At 59.4% G+C, this 21,773-nt stretch carries 23 protein-coding genes and 1 tRNA gene; 9 read left to right on the plus strand and 15 right to left on the minus strand.

Annotated elements, in window-relative coordinates; genetic code table 11:
- Window positions 1-3 precede the first annotated feature (3 nt).
- Entirely contained in the window at window positions 4-705 is a 702-nt protein-coding gene (locus IH944_05150; protein ID MCH7903940.1) for an ABC transporter ATP-binding protein, read from the minus strand.
- A gap of 153 nt (window positions 706-858) precedes the next feature.
- Here IH944_05150 and IH944_05155 point away from each other — a divergent pair, with 153 nt between their 5' ends.
- Both IH944_05155 and IH944_05160 read left to right on the plus strand, forming a co-directional pair.
- On the plus strand, window positions 859-2,520 hold the full coding sequence (locus IH944_05155; protein ID MCH7903941.1) for an HlyD family efflux transporter periplasmic adaptor subunit: 1,662 nt from the start codon (window positions 859-861) through the stop codon (window positions 2,518-2,520).
- Window positions 2,520-3,752: an ABC transporter permease gene (locus IH944_05160; protein ID MCH7903942.1), complete on the plus strand. Its 1,233-nt coding sequence runs from the start codon at window positions 2,520-2,522 to the stop codon at window positions 3,750-3,752. Before IH944_05155 ends, IH944_05160 begins: the two co-directional genes overlap by 1 nt.
- Window positions 3,753-3,788: 36 nt before the next feature.
- Here IH944_05160 and IH944_05165 read toward each other — a convergent pair.
- Window positions 3,789-3,866: transfer RNA gene (locus IH944_05165), tRNA-Met, on the minus strand.
- An 84-nt stretch (window positions 3,867-3,950) separates the two neighbouring features.
- Here IH944_05165 and IH944_05170 point away from each other — a divergent pair.
- Window positions 3,951-6,146, plus strand: a complete 2,196-nt coding sequence (locus tag IH944_05170) for a hypothetical protein (protein MCH7903943.1) — start codon at window positions 3,951-3,953, stop codon at window positions 6,144-6,146.
- On the opposite strand, the gene IH944_05175 is transcribed toward IH944_05170, so the two are convergent.
- From IH944_05175 to IH944_05190, 4 genes are all read right to left on the minus strand, one after another.
- Window positions 6,143-6,994 carry a ParB/RepB/Spo0J family partition protein gene (locus IH944_05175; protein MCH7903944.1) on the minus strand — a complete coding sequence of 284 codons (852 nt, stop codon included), beginning with the start codon at window positions 6,992-6,994 and terminating at the stop codon, window positions 6,143-6,145. The genes IH944_05170 and IH944_05175 overlap by 4 nt on opposite strands.
- Window positions 6,979-7,764, minus strand: a complete 786-nt coding sequence (locus tag IH944_05180; GenBank protein ID MCH7903945.1) for a ParA family protein — start codon at window positions 7,762-7,764, stop codon at window positions 6,979-6,981. The genes IH944_05175 and IH944_05180 overlap by 16 nt, the downstream gene beginning before the upstream one ends.
- Window positions 7,765-7,867: 103 nt before the next feature.
- Window positions 7,868-9,328: a hypothetical protein gene (locus IH944_05185; GenBank protein ID MCH7903946.1), complete on the minus strand. Its 1,461-nt coding sequence runs from the start codon at window positions 9,326-9,328 to the stop codon at window positions 7,868-7,870.
- Between the two features lie 164 nt (window positions 9,329-9,492).
- The gene (locus IH944_05190) at window positions 9,493-10,791 is read right to left on the minus strand and encodes a hypothetical protein (protein ID MCH7903947.1); all 1,299 of its coding nucleotides are present in this window, start codon (window positions 10,789-10,791) and stop codon (window positions 9,493-9,495) included.
- A gap of 113 nt (window positions 10,792-10,904) precedes the next feature.
- On the opposite strand from IH944_05190, the gene IH944_05195 reads away from it, so the two are divergent.
- From IH944_05195 to rfbD, 3 genes are read left to right on the plus strand one after another with little or no spacing between them, the layout of a single operon-like run.
- Entirely contained in the window at window positions 10,905-11,918 is a 1,014-nt protein-coding gene (locus IH944_05195) for an isocitrate/isopropylmalate dehydrogenase family protein (GenBank protein ID MCH7903948.1), read from the plus strand.
- Window positions 11,915-12,400: an SRPBCC domain-containing protein gene (locus IH944_05200; protein MCH7903949.1), complete on the plus strand. Its 486-nt coding sequence runs from the start codon at window positions 11,915-11,917 to the stop codon at window positions 12,398-12,400. The genes IH944_05195 and IH944_05200 overlap by 4 nt, the downstream gene beginning before the upstream one ends.
- A 54-nt stretch (window positions 12,401-12,454) precedes the next feature.
- Window positions 12,455-13,408, plus strand: a complete 954-nt coding sequence (gene rfbD / locus IH944_05205; protein ID MCH7903950.1) for a dTDP-4-dehydrorhamnose reductase — start codon at window positions 12,455-12,457, stop codon at window positions 13,406-13,408.
- On the opposite strand, the gene IH944_05210 is transcribed toward rfbD, so the two are convergent.
- The 8 genes from IH944_05210 to IH944_05245 form a co-directional block, all read right to left on the minus strand.
- Entirely contained in the window at window positions 13,405-13,881 is a 477-nt protein-coding gene (locus tag IH944_05210) for a hypothetical protein (protein ID MCH7903951.1), read from the minus strand. The two genes, rfbD and IH944_05210, sit on opposite strands and share 4 nt — an antisense overlap.
- Window positions 13,882-14,136: 255 nt before the next feature.
- Window positions 14,137-14,709 (minus strand): YHS domain-containing protein, encoded by a 573-nt coding sequence (locus IH944_05215; GenBank protein MCH7903952.1) that lies wholly within the window; start codon window positions 14,707-14,709, stop codon window positions 14,137-14,139.
- 235 nt (window positions 14,710-14,944) lie between these two features.
- On the minus strand, window positions 14,945-15,709 hold the full coding sequence (uppS, locus tag IH944_05220) for a di-trans,poly-cis-decaprenylcistransferase (protein ID MCH7903953.1): 765 nt from the start codon (window positions 15,707-15,709) through the stop codon (window positions 14,945-14,947).
- A gap of 19 nt (window positions 15,710-15,728) precedes the next feature.
- Window positions 15,729-16,286 (minus strand): ribosome recycling factor, encoded by a 558-nt coding sequence (frr, locus tag IH944_05225; protein ID MCH7903954.1) that lies wholly within the window; start codon window positions 16,284-16,286, stop codon window positions 15,729-15,731.
- Window position 16,287: 1 nt separating this feature from the next.
- The gene (locus IH944_05230) at window positions 16,288-17,013 is read right to left on the minus strand and encodes a UMP kinase (protein ID MCH7903955.1); all 726 of its coding nucleotides are present in this window, start codon (window positions 17,011-17,013) and stop codon (window positions 16,288-16,290) included.
- A 4-nt stretch (window positions 17,014-17,017) separates the two neighbouring features.
- Complete coding sequence (gene tsf, locus IH944_05235) at window positions 17,018-17,875, minus strand: translation elongation factor Ts (protein MCH7903956.1); 858 nt, start codon at window positions 17,873-17,875, stop codon at window positions 17,018-17,020.
- A 15-nt stretch (window positions 17,876-17,890) separates the two neighbouring features.
- Entirely contained in the window at window positions 17,891-18,850 is a 960-nt protein-coding gene (gene rpsB, locus IH944_05240) for a 30S ribosomal protein S2 (protein MCH7903957.1), read from the minus strand.
- Window positions 18,851-19,009: 159 nt separating this feature from the next.
- Window positions 19,010-19,426: a DinB family protein gene (locus IH944_05245; protein ID MCH7903958.1), complete on the minus strand. Its 417-nt coding sequence runs from the start codon at window positions 19,424-19,426 to the stop codon at window positions 19,010-19,012.
- Between the two features lie 56 nt (window positions 19,427-19,482).
- Between IH944_05245 and IH944_05250 the strand changes: the two genes are divergently transcribed.
- Both IH944_05250 and IH944_05255 read left to right on the plus strand, forming a co-directional pair.
- Window positions 19,483-20,217, plus strand: a complete 735-nt coding sequence (locus IH944_05250) for a class I SAM-dependent methyltransferase (protein ID MCH7903959.1) — start codon at window positions 19,483-19,485, stop codon at window positions 20,215-20,217.
- A 13-nt stretch (window positions 20,218-20,230) separates the two neighbouring features.
- Entirely contained in the window at window positions 20,231-20,812 is a 582-nt protein-coding gene (locus IH944_05255) for a leucyl/phenylalanyl-tRNA--protein transferase (GenBank protein MCH7903960.1), read from the plus strand.
- Here the strand turns inward: IH944_05255 and IH944_05260 are convergent.
- Entirely contained in the window at window positions 20,778-21,407 is a 630-nt protein-coding gene (locus tag IH944_05260) for a hypothetical protein (protein ID MCH7903961.1), read from the minus strand. The two genes, IH944_05255 and IH944_05260, sit on opposite strands and share 35 nt — an antisense overlap.
- Window positions 21,408-21,532: 125 nt before the next feature.
- On the opposite strand from IH944_05260, the gene IH944_05265 reads away from it, so the two are divergent.
- On the plus strand, window positions 21,533-21,736 hold the full coding sequence (locus IH944_05265) for a hypothetical protein (GenBank protein ID MCH7903962.1): 204 nt from the start codon (window positions 21,533-21,535) through the stop codon (window positions 21,734-21,736).
- Window positions 21,737-21,773: the final 37 nt, after the last annotated feature.

Below are 21,773 nucleotides of genomic sequence, written 5' to 3' on the forward strand. Positions count from 1 at the left end.
AAGCTAGCCTCCCAAGTAGGCCTCTTTGACCTTCGGATTTGTCAGCAGATTGGCGCCCGTGTCCGAAAGGACGACGTGTCCCGTCTCCAGCACATACGCGCGATCGGCGACGTCGAGCGCTCTGTGGGCGTTCTGCTCGACGAGCAGAATCGTGACTCCGTCGTCGTTCAGTTCACGAATGATCGCGAATATCTCGGTGACGAGATTGGGGGCGAGTCCCATGCTCGGTTCGTCCAGCAGCATGAGCTTTGGCCGCGACATGAGCGCGCGGCAGATGGACAACATCTGTTGCTCGCCTCCGCTTAAAATCCCAGCGCTCTGTCGGAGTCGATCACGAACCTTCGGGAAGCGATCCAGTACCCGCTCCATATCGGCTGGAATCCCATCGTCGTTCCGGGTGAACGCGCCCAGCTGCAGGTTCTCGTACACGGACATATTGACGAAGATTCTGCGGCCCTCCGGTGCCTGGCTGATCCCGATCCTCACGATCTTATCTGGTGCGACGGTGTGAATCGGCTCGCCCTGAAAATGAATGGTTCCGGTTCTCGGCCGCTCCAACCCACTGATCGTTCGGAGCAGCGTGCTCTTGCCAGCGCCGTTCGATCCGATGATCGCGATGACCTCCCCCTCCTTCACTTCAAGACTGACGTTGTTGAGCGCCTGGATGGCACCGTAAAAGACGTTGAGTCCGTCGATCTTCAGCATGAACCCCCATTTTAACTGATCGATCTGTCGGCCAGCGGTCCCAGGTCCGTCGTATGGCGCAACGTTAGAGCAAACGAACCGTAACAGTTTCCAGCGAATCTGGGTTCGCGCAGTTCTTTTCGTGTGTGAAACGTGTGCCGTGGGTAGGTTGAAATGAAGAAGCTTGGAATTATCATCGTCGCCGTTCTGTTCGGTCTGATCGTGGTAGGGGCGCTCGGAGTCAAGGCTTTTGCCAACCGGCAGGCAAACGGGAACGGCGACGGAGACACCGTCAAGGTCGAGTTGGGCGACCTGGTGGTGAAAGTCATAGAGTCGGGGACGCTCGAAGCGACCAAGACGGTCGAAGTCAAAAGCCGCGTTTCTGGCAGAGTCCAAGATCTGTTCGTCGATGAAGGCGACATCGTCGAGGCCGGACAGCTGATAGCGCGCATCGATCCTCAAGAGACCAACTTTCGAGTCGAGCAAGATCGGGCTCGTGTGAAGGCAGCGACGGCCCAACTCGTCCGATTGGGCGTTGAGATCGAACAGAGGGAGAGTACGGTCAAGACGCAGTTGTCTCGGGCGCGTTCCCGTGTCGACCAGCTCAAGGTCGAGTTGGAGGCCCAGCCGACGCTGACCCAAGCAGAGATCGATCGGTCGGAAACCAGCTTCAACAACGCAAAAACGGCGCTGCAACTGCTACAGACCGTATCGCACCCCAACCAGCGCGCAAGCTACGAGAGCCAAGTGAGCGAGGCTAAATCCAATTGGGAGAACGCCAGGAGCGAGCTGGACCGGCAGCAATGGCTGTTCGACCAGGGCTACGTCTCGGCCCGCGATTTGGAGCGGGCGAACAACCAGTTTGAGCTTGCTAAAGCGAGGCAAAGAACGGCCACAGAACAGCTGAGTCGGTTGGATAGCGAGCAGCAATTGGAAATCGATCGGGCGCGGGAGACCGTTCGGCAAGCGGAGTCCGATTTGTCGAGGGCTCGCACCAATGCATTCAGGGATTACAGCAAACAGCAGGAGTACGAACGGTCAGAGGCGGATCTCAGCGATGCGTTGACGGCGCAGAGCGATATCGCGGTGCTAGAGGCGAGCCGCGAGCAGCAGCAGGCAAACTTGGAGCAGGTGCAGAACGTCTTGAGCGACAGCTTGCGAGAGCTCGGCGAGACGGACATCAGATCCCCGATCTCCGGGGTCGTTACGAAGCGTTTCGTGCAAGAAGGTGAGCTGGTCGCCAGCCTGTCGAGCTTCTCGTCCGGTACGACCATTATGATGGTCGAGGATCGGACTGCCATGATCGTCAAGCTGTTTATCAACGAAATCGACATCGCTAAGCTCCGGCTTGGCATGGAAGCGAAGATCGACGTAGAGGCGTATCCGGACAAATCGTACACGGGCAGGGTCATCAAGATCGCCCCAACGGACGTCGGGGCTGGCCAGCAGCAGTTCGGCGACCCGGTCGTGAAGTACGAAGTCGAAGTCGAGCTGGACGCCGCCAACGCTGCGTTCAAGAGCGGCATGTCGGCCAAGTGCACGATGATCGTGCTCGAAAAGAAGGACGTTCTGATCGTCCGCAGACAGTACGTTGGGAAGGACAAGGACGGCTACTTCGTTCTGCTCCCGAAAAAGGGCAAGAAGCGAAGTAAAGAGGATCCGACGCGGGTTTCGGTCGAGGTCGGAGATTCGTCAGCTAGCAAGTTTGAGATCACCAGCGGCGTCGAAGCAGGCACCGAGGTCGTGAAGCCTGAGTTTGCTGGGCCGCCCAGGAAAGGCATGATGGATTTCGGCTCGGATGACGAAGAGTCGTCTGACGCTGAGGACGAAGAGTAGTGCGCACGTTCCTCGAGTCGGTTCGGGTCGCGCTCGACATGCTTCGCATGTACAAGCTGCGGGCGTTTCTCACGATGCTTGGAGTGATCATCGGCGTGATGAGCGTGACGATGATCATCATGGTCAGAAACGGCTTTCATCACTACATGACGAACGAAATCAGCAAGCTCGGGGCTAGAACGCTGTTCATCGCGTTCGATCCCGGCAGAGGGCGGCGTGGCGAATCGCTCGGTGACATCGAAGGCCTGACGAACGACGACGTTCAGTACTTGCTGGATCGAGTAGAGTCACTGGAAATCGCCTCGGCGATACTTCAAGTGCCGTCACAAACCGTTACGTTCGGGGATCGAGAACTCGACGACCCTCGCATCTTGGCGACTGACGAGAAGCAGGCGCGGCTCAGCCAAGTCACGATTCTGGAGGGTCGCATGATCACCAAGTCGGATCAGGACTCTCTGGCAAACGTCGCGGTCATCGGTGAGGACGTCCGAGATCGGTTGTTCCGAGGCGAATCCGTCCTTGGGCAATGGATCACGTTCGATGGCATCTCGCTGGAGGTGATCGGTGTGATGAAAAAGATAGAGATCCTCGGCCAGGACACCGGTCGCGACATCTGGGTCCCTATAAGTACCGCGCAGTTGAAGTGGGTTGGCGGCGACAGCATCTCGTTCATCACCGCTCTGCCCAAAGACGGGGTGGAGGTTGAACAGGCGATGGACGACGTCTGGCAGGCTTTGATGGCTAAGAGCAACAACAAGCCGATCTATCGAGTCGACTCGCGCGAGGCGATACTCAATATTCTGGGTGGCCTTGTCAACGCAGTTGGCTTGATTCTAATTGGCATCGCATCGCTATCGCTGCTGGTCGGAGGCATCGGCATCATGAACATCATGCTGGTGAGCGTCACCGAGCGAATGCGTGAGATCGGGCTGCGCAAGGCTGTCGGTGCAAAACCAGCGGTGATCGCGTGGCAGTTCTTGGTGGAGTCCGCGTTCCTCAGCCTAGTCGGTGGGCTCATCGGCATGGGCCTGGCCTATGTGTTCGGAATGTCGCTCACGCTCTTAACGAAGTCGATAGAGTGGCCGACGTCTGAAGGATTGCTGACTCCGTTTCCCGTGGGGGCTGCAATCGCGGCGGCGCTGTTTTCTGCTGGGATCGGTGTGATCTTTGGACTGTATCCAGCGGGCCGTGCAGCGCGGCTCAGCCCGATCGAGGCGTTGCGGTCGGAGTAGACGACTACCCCGTTTAGTTTGCTGTCGAGGGATGATTGGTAGCGGCGCGCGGACTCGAACCGCGGACCTCACGGGTATGAACCGTGCGCTCTAAACCAGCTGAGCTACGCCGCCACTTGATACCATTTTGGCGGAATCCCGCCTGTTATTCAAGCAGTCCCGGCGCAATCTGGTCGCTGGCACCCGTAAAATCGAACCATGATCGTCACATTGCTTGCGTACGTTTTGCTCGACGGGCCGGATATCGCTCTTCTTGATCGGCTGGCCCAAAGTCGAGACGCAACCGCAATCGAGGACCTGGCCGACCCAGCATTGCGCGGGGAGTTCGACTTCCTGAAGGGCGCCGGAGCGTTTGGCGTGGGCTCGTTGGGCTGGCACGCCGCTAGCTTGCGCGATCCGGGGGCACAGCAGCAGTACGTCGTTTTTTCAACCCCGCTGACGACGCAAGATTACGGAGAGTTTGTGTTCGCATGGAGGAACGGATGGCTCGCTGAGCTGATAGATGAGAGAGACGACCGCGGCTACCAGGTGCTGCACTACGACTTCGACCTGAGCTTCAGGCCGCAGGAAAAGAAGGCGATAATCCAGTGCGCCGTCACAGTAACGAAGGGAGCCGAAGCCGACCAACACGCGCACTTCCGGCTCTCGCCGCACTACGTCGTGAGTTCAATTCGCACGCGGGACGGATCGGACGTGCCGTTCGACCAAGCTGGAGGCGTCGTCTCGGTAAGAACGCCGCAGGAGAAGCAGTTTCAACTCGTGTTCTCGTACGAGGGCACGGTGAATTTGCCTCGCTTTGCCGGAGCGATCACGAAAGACGAAGTCATGCTGACCAACGACTACTGGTGGCCGATGATCGCAAGAGGCCCGGCGACGGCGACGATCTCGGCGCGTGGCCCGCCCGATTGGGCTTTCATTTCTCATGGCGAAAAAGTACGAGACGAGGTCTATGCTCGGGAGCGCCACGTCACGTTCGAGATGCACATACCGATCTCGTACTTCAGCTTTTCGGCGGGGAAGTTCTCGCACGTTTCCAAGAAGCAAGGTCGCATTACGTACTCAGTGTGGGCGCGCGAGATGGCTGAAGAGGAGATGCGTTGGCAGCTCGAACTCATGCCGCCGGTACTTGAGTTCTACGAGCGGTTCGCGCCGTACCCGTTCGATACGTTCGCGGCAGTCGTCACGCCGCTCTACGGCGGCGGGGCGCTGGAGGCGTACTCCTATGCGACGTACGGCACGGGCTGGCTGCCGGATGAAGACGCGCACGAGCCTGGCCACACGTACTGGGGCGGGCTGATTCCGAACACATACATGAACAGCTTCTGGAACGAGAGCTTCACGAGCTTTTCGCAAGGTTTATTCGACAGGGAGGTCGCGATCGGCAGCACGGTGGAGCGAAGGTTCGCGTTCATCCAAAACATTACGCCCGGGTCCGCCTTTCGCGCGGCTCCGCTGTCCGATTCGGGCGCGTTCATCGGCCGGAACGCGTCTTCACTTGGCTACGGCAAAGGAGCCAACGTCTTGCAGCAGCTCGAGTTTGAGATCGGCACGCGACCGCTTGTTTCAGCGTTGCGCGCTTGGCTGGCTAGCCATCCGGCAGGTCAGCCGGGCGAATGGGCAGGATTTGAGGCGGCGATCGCGGACAGCTATGACGAGCCGTTGACGTGGTTCTTCGATCAGTGGGTGCGGCAGCCGGGGTATCCCGATTTTGAAATCAGCGACATCCACTGGATGGACAAGGGAATCGAAGGAGAAGTCCAATTCTTCGGCGATCCTTACCGCATCCGTTGCGAAGTGTACGCGGAGCTGGTTGACGGCGAGAGGATCTTCACTTCGGTGGACTTGAACCCAGATCGCTCGGACAGTTCTGTGTTCCGAATCGAGCTTCCAGATAAACCTGTGTTCATATCGTTCGATCCTTATGACCGCTTGCCGATCAAGCGAGGATCGGAGACGCCGATGCGAATCAGCAACGATTTTCGCCGATTGCATCCCGTCCAAGCAAAGGGCAGTGAGGATACGTTGCGGTCGCTGGGTTCGCTCGCCAACATGGGCCGTGCGGTCACGGAGATGCCGGGAAACCTGAACGGTCACTTGATCGCCGGCCATCCGGACGAGGTCGATGGGCTGCGAGAGCTTTGCGCCAGGGCGGGATTCGATGTCGAAGGGGACCGCCTCACCTACCGAGGAACGACCATCGATCTGAACAGCGGAATGGCGATTGCGCTGATCGAGCTGAAAGACGGAGGGCGCTGCGGGATCGCCGTTGGGCGCACCAAGATTCGACCGAACGTAGGCATCGCCAGGGTCGCGCTCGTCGATGAGTACGGTCGATTCCTGCGTGGCTTCACCGAGCCTCGTCGAACCGGCACGATGACCTTCCGACTGCCTTAGAGCTGGATCCCAAGCACGTCGAGGATCCGCTGAAGCTCTTCATCGTCGTAGAAGTCGACCTTGAGCTGGCCTCCAGAGCCTCTTTTGAGGAGGGTCACGGGGCTGCCGAGACGTTCGCTCAATGCCCGTTCCAGAGCTTGCCAATTCGGGTCCACGGTCGGCTGGACGGCGGCCTTTGGGCTGCTGGCGCCGTTGGCATCTCCAGGGCCGCGGGCGAGTCTCTCGGTTTCGCGGACGCTCAGGTCGTTTCGCACAACCCTCTCGAAGAGCGACTGCCTGCGCGACGGGGCATCGATCATGAGGATCGCTCTCGCGTGCCCTTCGGTGATCACTCCGGCACCGATGGCGTTTTGCATTTCGCGCGGGAGTTGCAGCAGCCTCAGCGTGTTCGAGACTGCGGTGCGCGACTTGCTGACCTTCCGGCCTATCTCTTCGTGGCTCAGGCCGAACTCGTCGGCGAGCTGCCTATACGCGTTGGCGCACTCGATCGGCGAGATATCTTCGCGCTGCACGTTTTCGACAAGCGCCAATTCGAGCGACTCTTGCGCGCTTGCCGCGCGCACGATCACGGGAACGTCGGTCAGCCCGGCGATCTTCGCCGCCCGCAATCGCCTCTCACCGGCGATCAACTCATACGTGCCTTCGGCCAACGGTCTAACGATCAGCGGAAGGAGTACGCCGACTTCCAGAATCGACGCAGCCAGCTCCTCCAGTCCACCGTCGTCGAAGGTTCTGCGCGGCTGCCGCGCGTTAGCCTGTATGGCGTTCACGTCAACGTGGCTTGGATGAGCAACGACTTCTTCCTCGCCCAGCAGCTGCGAAAGACCTTTTCCTAGTGCGCGACGCATTCTTTCAGCACCTCATCCACCAATTCGCGATACGCGGTCGCACCTTTCGAGTTTGGAAAGCAGCTCACGGCTGGCTGGCCGAAGCTGGGCGCCTCACTGAGCCGGACGTTGCGCGGAATCTTGACTTGCGAGACCTTCGATCCAAAGTAATCATCGACCTCTTGTCGCACGTTCAGCGTCAGCTTGTTCCTCGGGTCGTACATCGTCAGCAGGATTTTGGCGATTTCGAGATCGGGGTTGATCCTGCGCTTGACGATGTCGATCGTCTTGAGTAGATGTACGAGGCCTTCGAGCGCATAGAACTCGCACTGCATCGGAACGATCACCTTGTCGACGGCAGCCAAAACGTTTATGGTGATCAAGCCCAAGCTGGGCGGCGCGTCAACGATTATCCAACCATAGTCGTTACGCACCTGGGCGATCGCCTCGCGGAGAATCTGCTCCTTGCCAACGGCGGAGTGCAGTATCGGCTCTGCGCCGGCGAGGTCCAGGGTTGCCGGGACGATGTCCAGCATTGGCCCGTGCGTCAGGATTGCGCTGCGCATGATGCCCTCGGCGTCCGGGTTGTCAACAAGCTCGGCGAACACGTCGAACAGCGTCAGCTTCACGTCGCCCTTGTCGATGCCCAAACCGGTGGTGGCGTTACCCTGAGGGTCTGCGTCGATCAGTAGTACGCGCTGGCCCCGTTCGGCTAAGCCGGCTGCGAGGTTGACTGCGGTCGTTGTCTTTCCGACGCCGCCTTTCTGGTTGACGATGCCCCAAATTGGCACGCGCTCATTATGCCCCCAACAGCCGCCGAAAAAGCACAGGTGTGGATAACCTGCATGTGGATAAAATGCGAGACCTGCCTTGCGGCCACGAGCGTCAGCCGGTCTACTGCCGACCGAGGAGTTGGAGCACCGACTGAGCAGACTGATTTGCCTGGGCGAGCACGGCCATGCCGCTTTGGCGCAGAATCTGGATCTTGGTGAACTCGGTCATTTCCTTGGCGATATCCGCGTCTCGGATTATGCTCTCGCTCGCGGTCATGTTCTCATGGGCCACTTGCAGCGACCTCGATGTAGACTCGAGGAAGTTCATTTGGAACGATCCCATTTCGCCTCGAAGGAACGCGATCTGCTGGACGGCGGCATCGATGATCCTGATGGCATCCTCAGCGCCTTGAGCAGTGGTTACGTCCACGTCGGCCAAGGATTTGCCAGGGATCGCGCCTGTCCCGATGTCGATCGTGTATGAGCTCGGTATCGAGAACGAAGTCGACTGATCTGCTAGCGCACCGATCTGGAACTTCATGGTGCCAACGCTGAGGGCGCCGATGATGGTGGCGGCGGTCTCGTTGTTGCCGGCAGCGCTGATGACCAGCTTGTTGCCGGATGTCGAAGTCAGCGTCAGACCATCGACGCCAGGGCCTTGACCGCCGGTAAACCGCTCAGTGGTGGTCCCGTTCGGCTCGATCGGCACCTCGACGTCGTAAACAGCGTCGATCCCCACTGCAGGCGTTGCAGCAACGCCGCCGTTGAGGATGCCCGTCGTTTCCATGTAGTTGATCGGGAAGTTGGAACCGAACTTGATGGACGTCAGCTGCATGGAGACGTTGGCACCGTTCGGGATGATCGAAGCCAGTACGCCGGTCTGCCCGGACTTCTGGTTGATCTTCGCCGCAACGTCTGCAAGGGTCTGGCCGCTCTCCACCAAGAACGTTACGCCATTCAGCACGAACGTTCCTGTCTGAACGATCGTCGCAGAGTTTGTGAACTGCGTCGTCATCGGGCCGGTCGTGGTCCGCGTTGCCTGCGTGACCTGGGTCATCGTAATCTCGCCGCTTCGAACGCGTTCGTCGTTGAACTCGCTGCCGATGTATAGGCTGTTGACCAGGTCGGTCCTCGTAATGCCAGCCGTTACACCTGCGCTTCCGTTGAGCAGCTTCTTGGTGCCCCAAGACGTGTGATCTGCGATACGGTCGATCGAGAGGAGGACAGAGCGAATCTGCGACTGGTTGGCCGTGAGCTGGGTGGCGTCGACGACCGCAACGTTTGCAGAGTGTACGGCGATGCTCCGAATACCGCGCAGCAGCCGGGAGACCTCGTTGAGCGCCGATTCAGCGGTCTTCACCATGTTGACGGCGTCCTGCGTGTTGCGGACTGCCTGATCGAGCCCCTGGATGTGCGCTCTCAGCCCTTCGCTGATGATGAGTCCGGCGGGATCGTCCGCGGCGCTGTTGATCCGCAGCCCAGAAGCGAGCCGCGTCATCACAATCTGGCCCCTGATCTCATTCTGGTTCAGGTGCCGCATGGCGATCATGGCAGCGATATTGGTGTTGATCGTAAGGCCCACTGTGTTCTCCGATAGCCGGACTGGGTGAGAATTTCCTCAAACCCAGCAATTCCTATGTGAAATCTTTGGCCGAATATGGAAGAACATTAGGCTTTCCGGGCAAATACAACAACCGGGCCCGGAACGTTCAGGTTCCGGGCCCGGCCGCATTTTGACTGAGGGGCCTACCAGCCGCGGTCCCGATCGACTCCGAAGTACTCGATGACGTAGCCGTTGCGGGTCTCCGCCAGGCCGAACGTGTGGTACTTGCGCTCGCGCCGTCCCCAGGGGTCGCGGTACTCGTGCTCGGCGTAGATGACGACCTGATCGCCGTCGTACTGCACGTCCTCGATGGTATAGCGCGTCGTGTCGGTGCTCTCGATCATGTCGGCCATCATGTCGTAGAAGTCCTGCGCCTGCATGCGGTACTGCGTGTAGTCCTCAAGCTCGATGTACACCTCTCCTCGCGTCGGCACCAGGTACTGCATCGTGCGCATCGATCCGCGCTCGAAGGCGGTCACGATGTCGTCGATCGCGTAGTCGAGCTCGGTGTACCGGGAGTCGCGGTAGTCGCGCTGGTTCCGGCCGTACCCTCTGTATCCCCCCCACGACCAATAGTTCGTGTACCGCGGGCGATGCCAGTTGTAGTAATGGTCGTGAATCAGTATGAAGTCGAAGATGCCCACCCGAATCCGGGAGTACGAGATGTACCCGGGAAGATGGTGGTAGTAGTAGAACGGCGAGGGCAGACACAGGCCGGCATAGTAATCGAAGTAGTAGTACGGATAGTAGAAGTAGTCATCCAACCAGTACCGGCTGTAGTGGTAGTAGCCGTGCCTGTGCGCACTGTTGCGTCGTGTTCGATCTTCGCGGAATATATCCCGGGAGAGATCTGCGCCAGTCAACAAGCGCGGCGCATCGGGAATTCTAATCCGTGAGCGCGAACTTGAAGCGATTCTGATGTTGCTCGAAGAACCGTAATCAACAACTCCGCTTCGGGAAGACGTCTTTCTTCGAAGCGGGCCGTTGGAACTCGACGACGATGAAGACGACCGGTTGTAAACTCTGGTCGGCGATGATCGAGTCGACCTGTCGCTGCCGGAGCTGCTAGATCGCGATTTGCCCAGGCTGCCCGAGCTTTGCGAGCCGCCGCTCCTGGAGCCTCCGCTCCTGGTCGGCGGTTTGCTGCCACCGGACTTGTTCCCGCTGCTCTGCGAGCCTCCGCTCCTGGTCGGCGGTTTGCTGCCACCGGACTTTTTCCCGCCGCTCTGCGAGCCTCCGCTCTTGGTCGGCGGCTTGCTGCCACCGGACTTTTTCCCGCCGCTCTGCGAGCCTCCGCTCTTGGTTGGCGGCTTGCTGCCGCCCGACTTGCTGCCGCCACCTTTCTTGCCTCCACCCTTCTTGCCAAGCTGAGCGTCAACGTCAGCAGGGAGGAGGAGGGCGATGGAAAACATGGCCAAAACGGTTACGTACCAATTACGCATAGTTCAAATGCACCTCACGAACTGTCTTTCGTATTCATTATAACGCTCTAATCGCCGATTCGTTACTAAATTCAACGGTGGGCTTAGGTGGAGAAGTGCCAACATACCGGTATATGAGCAGGTTGAGAATCGCGGTGATTCCGGGCGACGGCATAGGGCCGGAAATCATGCAGGCGACGATCGGCATTCTGGAGGCCAGCGGTTTGGACGCCGATTGGGTGTACCTCGACGCTGGTCTTTCAGCCGTGGACAAGGGGCTGGACGCAATGCCGGATGCGACGATCCAGGCCGTCCGCGAGATCGGCGTAGCGCTGAAGGGACCGACCACGACGCCAACGGGAGGCGGGCACGTGAGCGCCAACGTGCGCTTGAGAAAGAAACTGGACCTGTTCGCCAACGTCCGCCCGGCCAAGACGATGCCGGGAATACCGGGACCGATCGCGGGCAAGGAAATCGACATCATCATCGTGCGCGAGAACACCGAGGACCTGTACGCGGGGCTCGAGTTTCAACTGCACCCAGACGTAGCGCAGACGATCAAGGTGATCACCCGCGGTGGCTCGCGCAGGCTGTTCGACTACACGTTCAAGATGGCGAGGGACCAGGGCCGCGAGCGAGTGACCGTGGTCCACAAGGCCAACATCATGAAGCTGACCGACGGGCTGTTCCTCGAGGAGTTCTATAACGCCGCGAAGGAGAACCCCGACATCGAGTCGGACGACATCATTGTTGATAACTGCTGCATGCAGTTGGTCTTACGGCCCGAGAAGTTCGATGTGATCGTCACCGAAAACCTGTACGGCGACATTATCAGCGACCTTTGTGCCGGGCTGATCGGTGGGCTGGGCTTGGCGCCGGGGGGGAACATCGGCGAGAATTGCGCCGTGTTCGAAGCGGTGCACGGATCTGCGCCCGACATCGCTGGCAAAGGTATCGCAAACCCGACCGGCCTTCTGCTCAGCGCCGTCATGATGCTGCGGTACCTCGATCGCGGGGAGCAGGCAGATCGCATCATGAACTCCATCCTGCGGATTTGCGAAGACGGGACTTGCCTGACTGCGGACCTCGGCGGAAAGGCAAGCACGAGAGAGTACATGGACGAGATCATCGAACATTCGACAGCATGACAGTAGATGGTTTCCTAAAGCCGTTCACGCTTCGCATCTGGGTGAAGGCACCTCGCGAAGCTCTCCACCGGGCTTGGTCGAACAGCTCAGAGCTAGAGCGGTGGTTCGTTCACAGGGCGCAGTACTTCGACGCAAACGGAGAGCCCGTGCCGGACGCTGTGAAGGGAGGAACGTACCGCTGGGAGTGGATCGACGGGACGAACGACGAGGCGAGCGTGATCGACGTCGAGGAGAGCAAGATTCGGTACGGCTGGTACTCCAATCGTGGATGGATCGAGGTGCGGTTTAAAACACACGGAGACGAGACGCTGGTCGAGCTCTCTCAAGGCATGGATCAAGGGACCGAGGATGAGCGATTGGCGGCCCAGGTTGATTGCCATCTCGGCTGGACGTTCTTTCTGGCAAATCTCAAGTCGGTATACGAAGGCGGCATCGACCTGCGCGAAACCGATCCAACGCGCGTACCCGTCTTGAACTACTGATGAACGCATTTCGACGGGCCGATTCATCGCGCGTAGGCGATCGGAGGGGCGGAGTTGGCTAGGGAAGAGGGAGCCACCGCGCTCCTCGAGCAAGAGTTGCCGGAAGTTGTTGAGCCCGCGAAGCCAAAGCGCGTCATGGTGCTTGGCGCTGACGGCATGCTCGGGTCCGATGTCGTCGCGGAGTTTCGGCAGTTGGGATGGGACGTCGTCGCGCCGCTCCGAGACGAAGTTGATATCACGAAGGCTGAAGATCTGGAGCACGTTCGCGTGCGCGACTTCGGCAACCTCGACTGGATCGTGAACTGCGCTGCGTATACGAACGTGGACAAGGCCGAGGACGAGTTCTACGAAGCCAGTGCCGCAAACGGGATCGCACCCGGCATCCTTGCCTACATCTGCGCCCGGAACGGCTGGAGATTTCTCCACATCAGCACTGACTTTGTCTTCGACGGAGAGTCGGACCAGCCGTATCAAGAGGGGTACTTTCCAAAGCCGCTCGGCAAGTACGGCATGACGAAGTTGATGGGAGAGAGGAACGCCGCGAAAGAGAATCCCGACGCCATCATCTGCCGAACAGCGTGGCTGTACGGACCGACCGGAAGCTCTTTTCCGCGAACGATCATCAAAGCCTGGTTGGACGGCAAAGAGCTGAGAGTCGTAGACGATCAGATCGGTTCTCCGACCTACACCGGCGAGATGGCTAGAGTGATGGCCGACATGATTCAGGCGGACCTTGCAGGTGGCCTGTATCACGCTGCCGGGCCGGACGCGATGACGTGGTATCACCTCGCATTGCTTGCGCTGGAGACGTATCGCGACAGCGTGCTGGGGGAAAGCAGAGAGATCGCAGTCGAAGCGATCGGTACAGAGGAATGGCCGACGTCGGCTCCGCGCCCCAAGTACAGCGTTCTTTCATCCGGGAAACTGTTTGCACTCGGAGTTAGTCCTATGCGCTCAACGCAGGCTTGCCTCGTTGACTTTTGCAGGCGGCTGCCGAGAATCCTCTAGTACCGCATGCTGTACATGAACCCGAGGGATTTGCCGTTGACAAGGTACACGCTGGCTGATCCGGACTGGAGTTTGTACGTCGCGAACGGGTGGCTGTTGTGCCCGTCGAACTGCAGCCCCACGGTGATCGGACCGGTGGGCGTGACCTTGACTCCGTACAGTTCGTGAAAGTGCCCTTCAAAACCCCTGACTGAAAGGCCGACGTACCCTTCCACATTTAGGTCAGCAAACCCGGTCGACTTTTCTAAGGTCGCGAACGTAACGGTTTTTCCGCTGCCGACGCCCTGGACGCCGTGCCCGATTCGGATGGCGGGAGAGACGAGCGTTTCGCCAATCAGCATCCAATTGGCGACGAGTCGTATCGTGCCCTGGCGCCAGAAATAGACGCCGCCAAGCTGCAATTTCGTAACCGGGTTGAACCAGACGCTCGTCCTGCCATCAGTGCCTGTTCCCGGGGTCCACAGATTCGTCACCAATACCGTCGGTTGTCTTTCTGAAGCCGCACCGGCTCCAAAGGCTCCACCGCCTCACAGAGGTCATCCACCTGAGGTCTGAGCGACGGCGACCGACCCTACGACGAGCATTCCAGAAACAGCGAGGAGTCGTCTAAACATATTCGTTGCCCGTATGGCACTGCGCAGATGCGCGCAGTTGACCGTTTTTCAGACGAAGAAAACCTGGCAGACGGTTCTGTCTGCCAGGTTTTCGTCTAACGTTCGGCGCTTCTGTTACTTAGCCGCTATGATGAGCGCTTTTGGAGCGACGCCGTTCTTGATGGCGTACTTGGCTGGATCTTTGACCATCGTCGGCGCGCACAGTACACAGCACATGTAGTACCGCGTGTCGCCGTGATCGACGTAGCCTCCTAAAGCCTTCGAGTAGCTTGCGATCTTCGTGCCCATGACCGCGCACTTCATGCTTTCTTTAGCCGGCACCTTAGAGATCTTCTTCGGATCCTTCAGGAACGACTTGAGGTTGGCTTCTGATTCGAAGTAGTATCGCGTGCCCATGTAGTCGGTATGGGCCTTGGCCTTCTTCGCCTCGATTCGCTTTCTAGAGATCGGGTCGAAGAGGGAGTAGGCGATGAGCCTCTTTTTCTCAATGGCGTCCTTGATGTACTTCTTCGGATCGGCGGCGAACTTATCTTCGCATCCTGGGCAACAAGACCCGTATAACTTTCCGGCGTACTCCACCGACTTGTTGCCTTCTCTCACTGGACCGCCCATGACTGGACAAACGAATTCGTCTTTGATCGTAGCGGTGCCCATGACGACCGCCGCGGCTATTGTTGCAGTTAACATTGCTGATATTCCTTCTGGTTACTCAGAACCGTCCGCGCCGGACGTCAATCTGGCGCTGTGAGTGCAGTTTACCGCGCTATCTGACGCGGATTGGACTCGCTGGTCGGAATGCCTCGGGCGGGCGTGGGTTCCCGCCGTGTGACCATTGTGCCAATCGGTTTTGCAGCGAAACTCGACCGGCAGACGGCCATCGCGCCGGCGCGTGTTCGCTGAGCAAGCATTGCCTAGGGATCGCCTACGAACTCAAAGCTCCGAACTTGCGGTCGCGTTCCTGGTACGCGAGCACTGCTTCGATCAGGTTGTCCACCCCGAAGTCCGGCCACGAAACGTCCGTAACGAACAGCTCGGCGTACGCGGCTTGCCAGATCAGAAAGTTGCTCCAGCGCATCTCGCCTGCTGTGCGGATCATCAGGTCGGGGTCCGGCAGGCTGGGGCAGTACATTCGCTTGGCTAACGCCTCTTCGTCGATCTCATCCGGCGCAACACCGTCCCGCAGAAGCGCACGCACCGCGTCCACGATCTCGGCTCGGCCGCCGTAGTTGATCGCAAGCGTGAAGGTAATGCCTGTGTTCTCGGCGGTGCTGGCGATCAGATCGTTCAAGGCGTTGCGCAGCGTAGGTGGAACGGTCTTGAGATCACCGGCGACGAGAACGCGCACGTTTTTCTCGATCAAGTCGTTGAGCTCGTTGCGCGCCGCCTCCTCGATCAGCCGCATCAGCCCGCTCACCTCTTCTTCCGGGCGGCGCCAGTTTTCGGCCGAAAATCCGTACACGGTGAGGTATTGAATTCCGAGGTCGCTGGCTTCCAACAAAACCCTTTTCAAGGTCTTGTACCCTTGGCGATGCCCGACCAGCCGCATCATCCCGTGGCCGGACGCCCATCGCCCGTTGCCGTCCATGATGATCGCGACGTGCTTCGGCAAGGCCGCCAGGTTGACGCCCGCCGTCACGGCTCGGCTTTGGATTTCGTTGTGGGGCTGGGGCGCTGAGGACTCGACCATGGGCGGTGTAGCTGCGACCTCAGATGGTCATCAACTCTTCGTCTTTCTTCTTTTGCAGCTCGTGCGTTTGCTCGATGAACTTGTCCGTGAGGGTCTGAATCTCCTTTTCCAGCCTCTTGCGATCGTCTTCGCTCAGATCCGTCTCCTCTTCCAGCGTCTTGAGAGAGTCCAGGCCGTCCCTGCGTGCGTGCCGCACTGATACACAGCCATCTTCCGTCCTTGTGTGGACCTGCTTGACAAGCAGCTTGCGGCGGTCTTCAGTCATCTCAGGAAATATGAGGCGAATCACGTTGCCGTCGTTGTTCGGGTTGACGTCGAGGTCGCTGTTGATGATCGCCTTCTCGATCGCCGGAATCAGGCTCTTATCGTACGGCGAGATCATCAGTTGCCTTGGCTCCGGCACGCTGACGCTACCGACCTGCGGGATCGGGGTCTGAACGCCGTAGTAGTCGACCATGATCACCTCCAGCGCTAACGGATTGGCCCGCCCTGTTCTGATCCTGGCAAAATCGTGCTGTGTCGCGTCGAGCGCCCTTTTCATTTGCGCGTCCACCGCTTTTACGATTTCATGTGTCATTTTAATCGACTCCTACGTAGGTCCCGACAGGCTCTCCGGTGACGGCCTTTTGAATGCCACCGGTCGACGACAAGTCTAACACGATGACCGGAAGTCTGTTCTCCCTGCACATCGTAAACGCCGTCTGATCCATGACCGCGAGGCGCTTGCTGATCGCGTCCTCGTAGGTCAGCCTCTCGTACTTGACGGCCTTATCGTACTTCTTAGGGTCTTTGTCGTAGACGCCGTCTACTTTGGTGGCTTTGATCAAGCAGCCTGCGCCGATCTCCAGCGCTCGCAAGACCGCGGCGGTGTCGGTAGAAAAGTACGGGTTCCCGGTCCCGCCCGCAAACACGACGACGCGGTCATGTTCCAAATGTCGGATCGCGCGCCTTCTGATGAACGGCTCGCAAACCTCGTCGATGCTGATCGCGCTCTGCACCCGCGTTTGGATGCCGTGCCGCTCTATCGCTGCCTGCAGCGCGAGGGCGTTCATGATCGTGCCGAGCATTCCCATGTGATCTGCGACCGTGCGATCCAAGTCACCGGCTGCGCTGAATACGTCTCCTCGGATGAAGTTCCCACCTCCGACGACGACGGCGAGCTGCACCCCAAGATCCCGCACGGCAACGATCTCCGTCGCGACGTAATCGAGCGTGTCCGTGTCCAGACCAAACCCCTGATCGCCAGAGAGCGCCTCGCCGCTGATCTTCAGCAGTATTCGCGGGTATTGAACTGATTCGTGCATGCGGTTAATCATCTGCTCGGGAGGCGCCAACAGCGAGGTGCCGATACGCCCGAACGGTGATGCCGGCCTCCTTCGCGTAATCGCCGACCTTCATCTTTGCGTTTGAGTAAAGCGGCTGATCGAGCAGGACCTTCGTTTGGTAGTACTCCTTGTTCACTCGGCCCAGCGCGATCTTCTCGGCGATGTCCACCGGCTTGCCGTCGTTGACCGCTCTCTGCTTCTCGATCTCGATCTCCTTTGCAATAACGTCTTGCGGAACTTCCTCTCGCGTTAGGAAGTTCGGCGGGAACGCGACGACCTGGATCGCGACATGGAACGCGGCGTCTGCGCCATCCCCGGCGTATTCGATGAAGGATGCGGCCTTTCCCGTGTTCGTGTGGTTGTAGATCGAGAGCTTGTTTCCGTCGGACGCGCGGGCTACGACCGCCGTTGCGAGGCGGATGTTCTCGCGAATCTTTGCGACGGCGTCGGTGATGTGATCCCCGAGCGACTTGCCGTTGACGATCGTGTCAGCAGCGACCTCGACTGTCTCTCCAGGACTTGCATCGGCAGAGGCCATCAGGCCTCCGACCAGGTCCGACACCAGCTTCTTGAAGTCCTCGTTGCGCGCCACGAAGTCCGTCTCGCACTCTACGACGAGCCCCGCGACTTTAGTGCCGTCATCGCTGATTGCCGTTAGCGCGATACCCTCAGAGGTGCTGCGATCTGCGCGCTTCGCTGCTTGCGCCTGGCCTTTCTCGCGCAAGATGTCCTTCGCTCGGTCGAAGTCTCCGTCGGATTCGACAAGGGCCTTCTTGCACTCCATCATCGGAGCGTCAGTTTCCTCTCGCAGTTTCTTTACGAGTTTGGCGTCAATGCTCAATGCTTATGACCTCCTTTAGGACTCCGATGTCTCGGCCGAAGCTACCTCGGCAGGCTCAGGCTTAGCCTCGTCTGCCGGCGCTTCCGGGGCGTCCGGCGCCGTTGCTAGCTTTGGAGGTGCAGGCGGCTCTTCGGTGGCAGCAGGCGGCTCGGAAGGTTTCTCTGGGCTGTCTTCGGTAAAAGACTTCATGAACTCCTGTTCGACCTCGCCGAACTGCACAGGCGCGCCCTCGTCGACGGGCTCATCTGTGCGCTCTTCGGTTGCAGGCTCCTCATCGCGCTCGCCAGCCTCGGAGTACGGCTTGACTTCTAGGATCGCGTCGCAGAACTTCTGCGTCACTAGCTTGATCGCGCGGATCGCGTCGTCGTTTCCGGGGATCACGTAGTCCGCCATGCCTGGATCGCAGTTTGTATCGACGATCGCGACCACGGGGATCTTGAGGCGGCGCGCTTCTTTAACTGCGATCGCCTCCTTTGTCACGTCGACTACGAACATCACGTTTGGCGGCTCGTGCATTTCGCGAATCCCCTCTAGATACCGATTCAGTTTCGCGCGCTCCTTCCGGCGCAGCAGAGCCTCTTTCTTTGGCAGTCGCTCAAAGTAGCCTTCGGTCTCCATTCGATCGAGCTCCTTCAGTCGGCCGATGCGCTGCTGGATCGTATCCCAGTTGGTGAGCATGCCGCCAAGCCACCGCTCGGTAACGAAGAACTGGCCGGACCGCTCGGCGGCCTCGCGCACCGCCGCCTGGGCCTGTTTCTTGGTGCCGACGAACAGCACGGTTCCGCCGTCGGCGACTATCTGCTGAACGAACTTGAGAGCCTCTTCGAAGAGCTTGATCGTTTGATGAAGATCGAGGATGTAGATGCCGTTGCGAGCGCCGTAGATGTACTTTTTCATCTTCGGATTCCAGCGCCTCGTCTGGTGCCCGAAATGTACGCCCGCCTCAAGCAGCTCTTTCATGCTGGGTGGAGTCATTATGTTTTTTTGGGTTCTTCCTCCGACCGCGACTGATTCGCCGCCAACCCCATCGTTCTGGGGACCCAGTGGCGAGCCGCGACCGTGTGTATTTCACGCCTTTCGGCACGAACCGAGATTATACCGCTGGCGTCGTTCGATCTGGGCCGGGCAGGGCTATCAGTAAATCGAGTACGCGTCCCAAGTAGGCTCTTCCCGAACCCGGAGGGCGCACATCTGTCCGACGTGGTAGGCGTCGTGCAGCATCAGGTATTGCGTGGCGGCCTCTGGCGCCTTTTCTGGGTCGCCGCTGAGAATGGCCTCCACTGCCAGCTGCCTCTCCGTCCGCATCGCCTGCAACAGCTCGGAAGGGTCGCTCCCCTCCAGCTTGTACGAGCCCCACTCGTGGTCCTCTCCTGACATGTGCTTTCTGGCGGCCGCATACGCTTCTGCGAGATGGTGGATCGTCTCGCCGGGTGTCATACAGCCCTCGCTGGTCTTGCGATCCCACAGGCCGTCTGGCAGGGAATCAAAAGCGGCGTCCACCTGCTTCGCGCAGGTCTCCATTTGGTACTTGAGTACCTCTCTCACGTCCATACTGGAATCATACTCGGCGGGAGCTCGGCGGCTAGTATCACAATCCTGCTTAAATAGTGCGGACGACGATGGTGAACGGTTGGGAATCTTCGGCAAAGGCCTGGACCGACTTCGTTGACTGCGGCGACGCCAACAGGGAGCACGTGCTCGACCCGGCGATGTTGTCTCTCGCCGGGGACGTGAGCGGTGCCAGAGTCCTCGACGTTGGTTGCGGCGAAGGTCGCTTTTGTCGCCTGCTGTCTGACCGGGGGGCGCGGACGGTCGGGCTGGACCCAACGGTTGAGTTGCTGGACGAGGCAGCCAGCCGGCATCCATCTGGCGATTACGCGATAGGGAGCGGGGAGTCTCTGCCTTTCCGAGACTCGAGTTTCGATCTCGTCGTTTCGTACGTCTCGCTGTGCGACATCGAGGATTATCGGGCAGCGATTGCCGAAATGGCGCGCGTACTATCGACCGATGGTCGGCTGCTCGTCGCCGCGCACAACCCGTTTGTGTCTTCCTGCATGTGCGCTTGGCACAAGGACGAGCGGGGCAACAAGCTCCACATGCCGGTCGACAACTACGTGGAGGAGTCGAGCGCGCGAGCCAAGTGGCGTGGCATCGACATCGTCAACTACCATCGGTCGATGGAGGCGTACATGCAGGCCTTTCTCGATGCAAACCTGACGCTCGAAAGTTTCGCCGAGCCGCTGCCGAGCGCAGAGTCGATCGAAGAAATTCCGTGGCTCGTCGAGTACCTGCGAGTGCCGACGTTCATGACGATGGCGTGGAGGGCGCGTGGACGGCGCTGATCTCGATACCGAGATGATCAGGACCGGCTACGAGCAGGGGCTGTTTCCGATGACCGTCGACGAGGAGAGCGACGTCGTCGAGTGGTTCTATCCGCAAGAGCGCGCGCTGTTGCCGATAACGGGAATCCGTGTTTCGAAATCTCTCAAACGTGTGATCAAGAGCGAGAGATTCGAGGTCCGGTTTGACACCGATTTTGCCGAAGTGATGCGCTCGTGCATGAGGCCGGGCGACAACTGGATCAGCGAGGAGTTCGTTCGCGTGTACACCGAGATCTTTGAGGAGGGGTGGGCTCACTGCAGCGAGTGCTGGGTGGGCGATGAACTGGTCGGCGGGGTCTACGGTCTGGCGATCGGCTCTTGCTTTTGCGCGGAGTCGATGTTCTTTGAGCGGACTGATGCGAGCAAAGTAGCGCTGTGGGCGCTGGTCAATAGGTGCCGGGAGCTAGGCTTCACGCAGTTTGACGCCCAGATCATGAACCCGCATCTCGCGTCGCTCGGCGCATACGAAGTCCCTCACGAGGAGTACATGGCTCTTCTGCAGGACGCACTGACGCGGTCGACTAAGTGGTCTCTTCCGGCTCGCTCAAGTATTTAGCGGTATCCAGTCCGAGCAGATGGCGACTGGCGTTGCGAACGGGCTCAAACTCCGGGTTCTGTTCAGCGTACGCGCCCACTGCATGGTAGACGGCGATCGCTGCCGCCTGGCCGACGTTGAGCGACGTGACCAGCCCGTAAAGCGGCATGGCCACTGTCACGTCGCACAGCTCATGAACTTCGTCAGGGACTCCGGTTAGTTCTTCGCCGAGAACGATTGCCGCAGGGAACTTCCACTCTGCTTTTTGCAGAGGTAACGCGTCCTCGTCCAGAGACATGCAGTACACGCGATGCCCGCTGGCCTTCACTCGCCGAATCGCGTCGACAGCAGGCTCCAATCTGTACGGCTGCCAGAAGTGCGCTCCGGTCGTTCCTGCCAAATCGTAACGGTTGTCGCTCTCTGTCTCGAAGTAAACGTGCTCTAGACGGAACGCCTCGGCCAATCGCAAGAGCCCGCCGTGGTTGATCGCCTTTCCCATCGGGCAGCAGATCAGGACAAGCGGAGTGCGAGGAATTGACCCGTACGCGGCTCGCAGTCCCGGCTCGTGCGGCTCCCGGCCCGACTGTGCCATCGCGTCGCTTAGATTCTGCATCATACGTTCTTCGCGCTGCCTGCGCCGCAAGTACCTCATCAGAAACCTGGCAAATGTCCTCGGACGACCCCTCCAACCTACCCCGACAATACAGTCTGAGCCCAAGCAACGGGCCAACGGACGTAAGGATGGCAGAAAGAAACCTCAAAGTTGTCAGGTTGCTCGAGCCCGACCTCTGTTTGGAGTGTCGGTTTGCCGACATGGCAGAGGTAGAAATGGAGGACGGCACCGTGCAGCGCATGGTGCACTGCCGACGGCTCGACTGCGACAACTGGGACTACAGCAGCGCCGAGCCCGCCAAGAGCGTCCGCACGGAAGACGAAGCCGCCTAGGGGCTTTTTGGCGCTCCTGAAACGAACTCTCCGCTGC

This window comes from Armatimonadota bacterium, assembly GCA_022563855.1.
Lineage (GTDB): Bacteria > Armatimonadota > Fimbriimonadia > Fimbriimonadales > Fimbriimonadaceae > JADFMN01.

Bases quoted from the DNA above. Each gene is read 5' to 3' on its own strand.
- IH944_05150 (MCH7903940.1), bottom strand. From the start codon at position 705: ATGCTGAAGATCGACGGACTCAACGTCTTTTACGGTGCCATCCAGGCG.
- IH944_05155 (MCH7903941.1), top strand. From the start codon at position 859: ATGAAGAAGCTTGGAATTATCATCGTCGCCGTTCTGTTCGGTCTGATC.
- IH944_05170 (MCH7903943.1), top strand. From the start codon at position 3,951: ATGATCGTCACATTGCTTGCGTACGTTTTGCTCGACGGGCCGGATATC.
- IH944_05175 (MCH7903944.1), bottom strand. From the start codon at position 6,994: ATGCGTCGCGCACTAGGAAAAGGTCTTTCGCAGCTGCTGGGCGAGGAA.
- IH944_05190 (MCH7903947.1), bottom strand. From the start codon at position 10,791: ATGCGTAATTGGTACGTAACCGTTTTGGCCATGTTTTCCATCGCCCTC.
- IH944_05195 (MCH7903948.1), top strand. From the start codon at position 10,905: ATGAGCAGGTTGAGAATCGCGGTGATTCCGGGCGACGGCATAGGGCCG.
- IH944_05200 (MCH7903949.1), top strand. From the start codon at position 11,915: ATGACAGTAGATGGTTTCCTAAAGCCGTTCACGCTTCGCATCTGGGTG.
- IH944_05215 (MCH7903952.1), bottom strand. From the start codon at position 14,709: ATGTTAACTGCAACAATAGCCGCGGCGGTCGTCATGGGCACCGCTACG.
- uppS (MCH7903953.1), bottom strand. From the start codon at position 15,709: ATGGTCGAGTCCTCAGCGCCCCAGCCCCACAACGAAATCCAAAGCCGA.
- frr (MCH7903954.1), bottom strand. From the start codon at position 16,286: ATGACACATGAAATCGTAAAAGCGGTGGACGCGCAAATGAAAAGGGCG.
- IH944_05230 (MCH7903955.1), bottom strand. From the start codon at position 17,013: ATGCACGAATCAGTTCAATACCCGCGAATACTGCTGAAGATCAGCGGC.
- rpsB (MCH7903957.1), bottom strand. From the start codon at position 18,850: ATGACTCCACCCAGCATGAAAGAGCTGCTTGAGGCGGGCGTACATTTC.
- IH944_05245 (MCH7903958.1), bottom strand. From the start codon at position 19,426: ATGGACGTGAGAGAGGTACTCAAGTACCAAATGGAGACCTGCGCGAAG.
- IH944_05255 (MCH7903960.1), top strand. From the start codon at position 20,231: ATGATCAGGACCGGCTACGAGCAGGGGCTGTTTCCGATGACCGTCGAC.
- IH944_05260 (MCH7903961.1), bottom strand. From the start codon at position 21,407: ATGATGCAGAATCTAAGCGACGCGATGGCACAGTCGGGCCGGGAGCCG.
- IH944_05265 (MCH7903962.1), top strand. From the start codon at position 21,533: ATGGCAGAAAGAAACCTCAAAGTTGTCAGGTTGCTCGAGCCCGACCTC.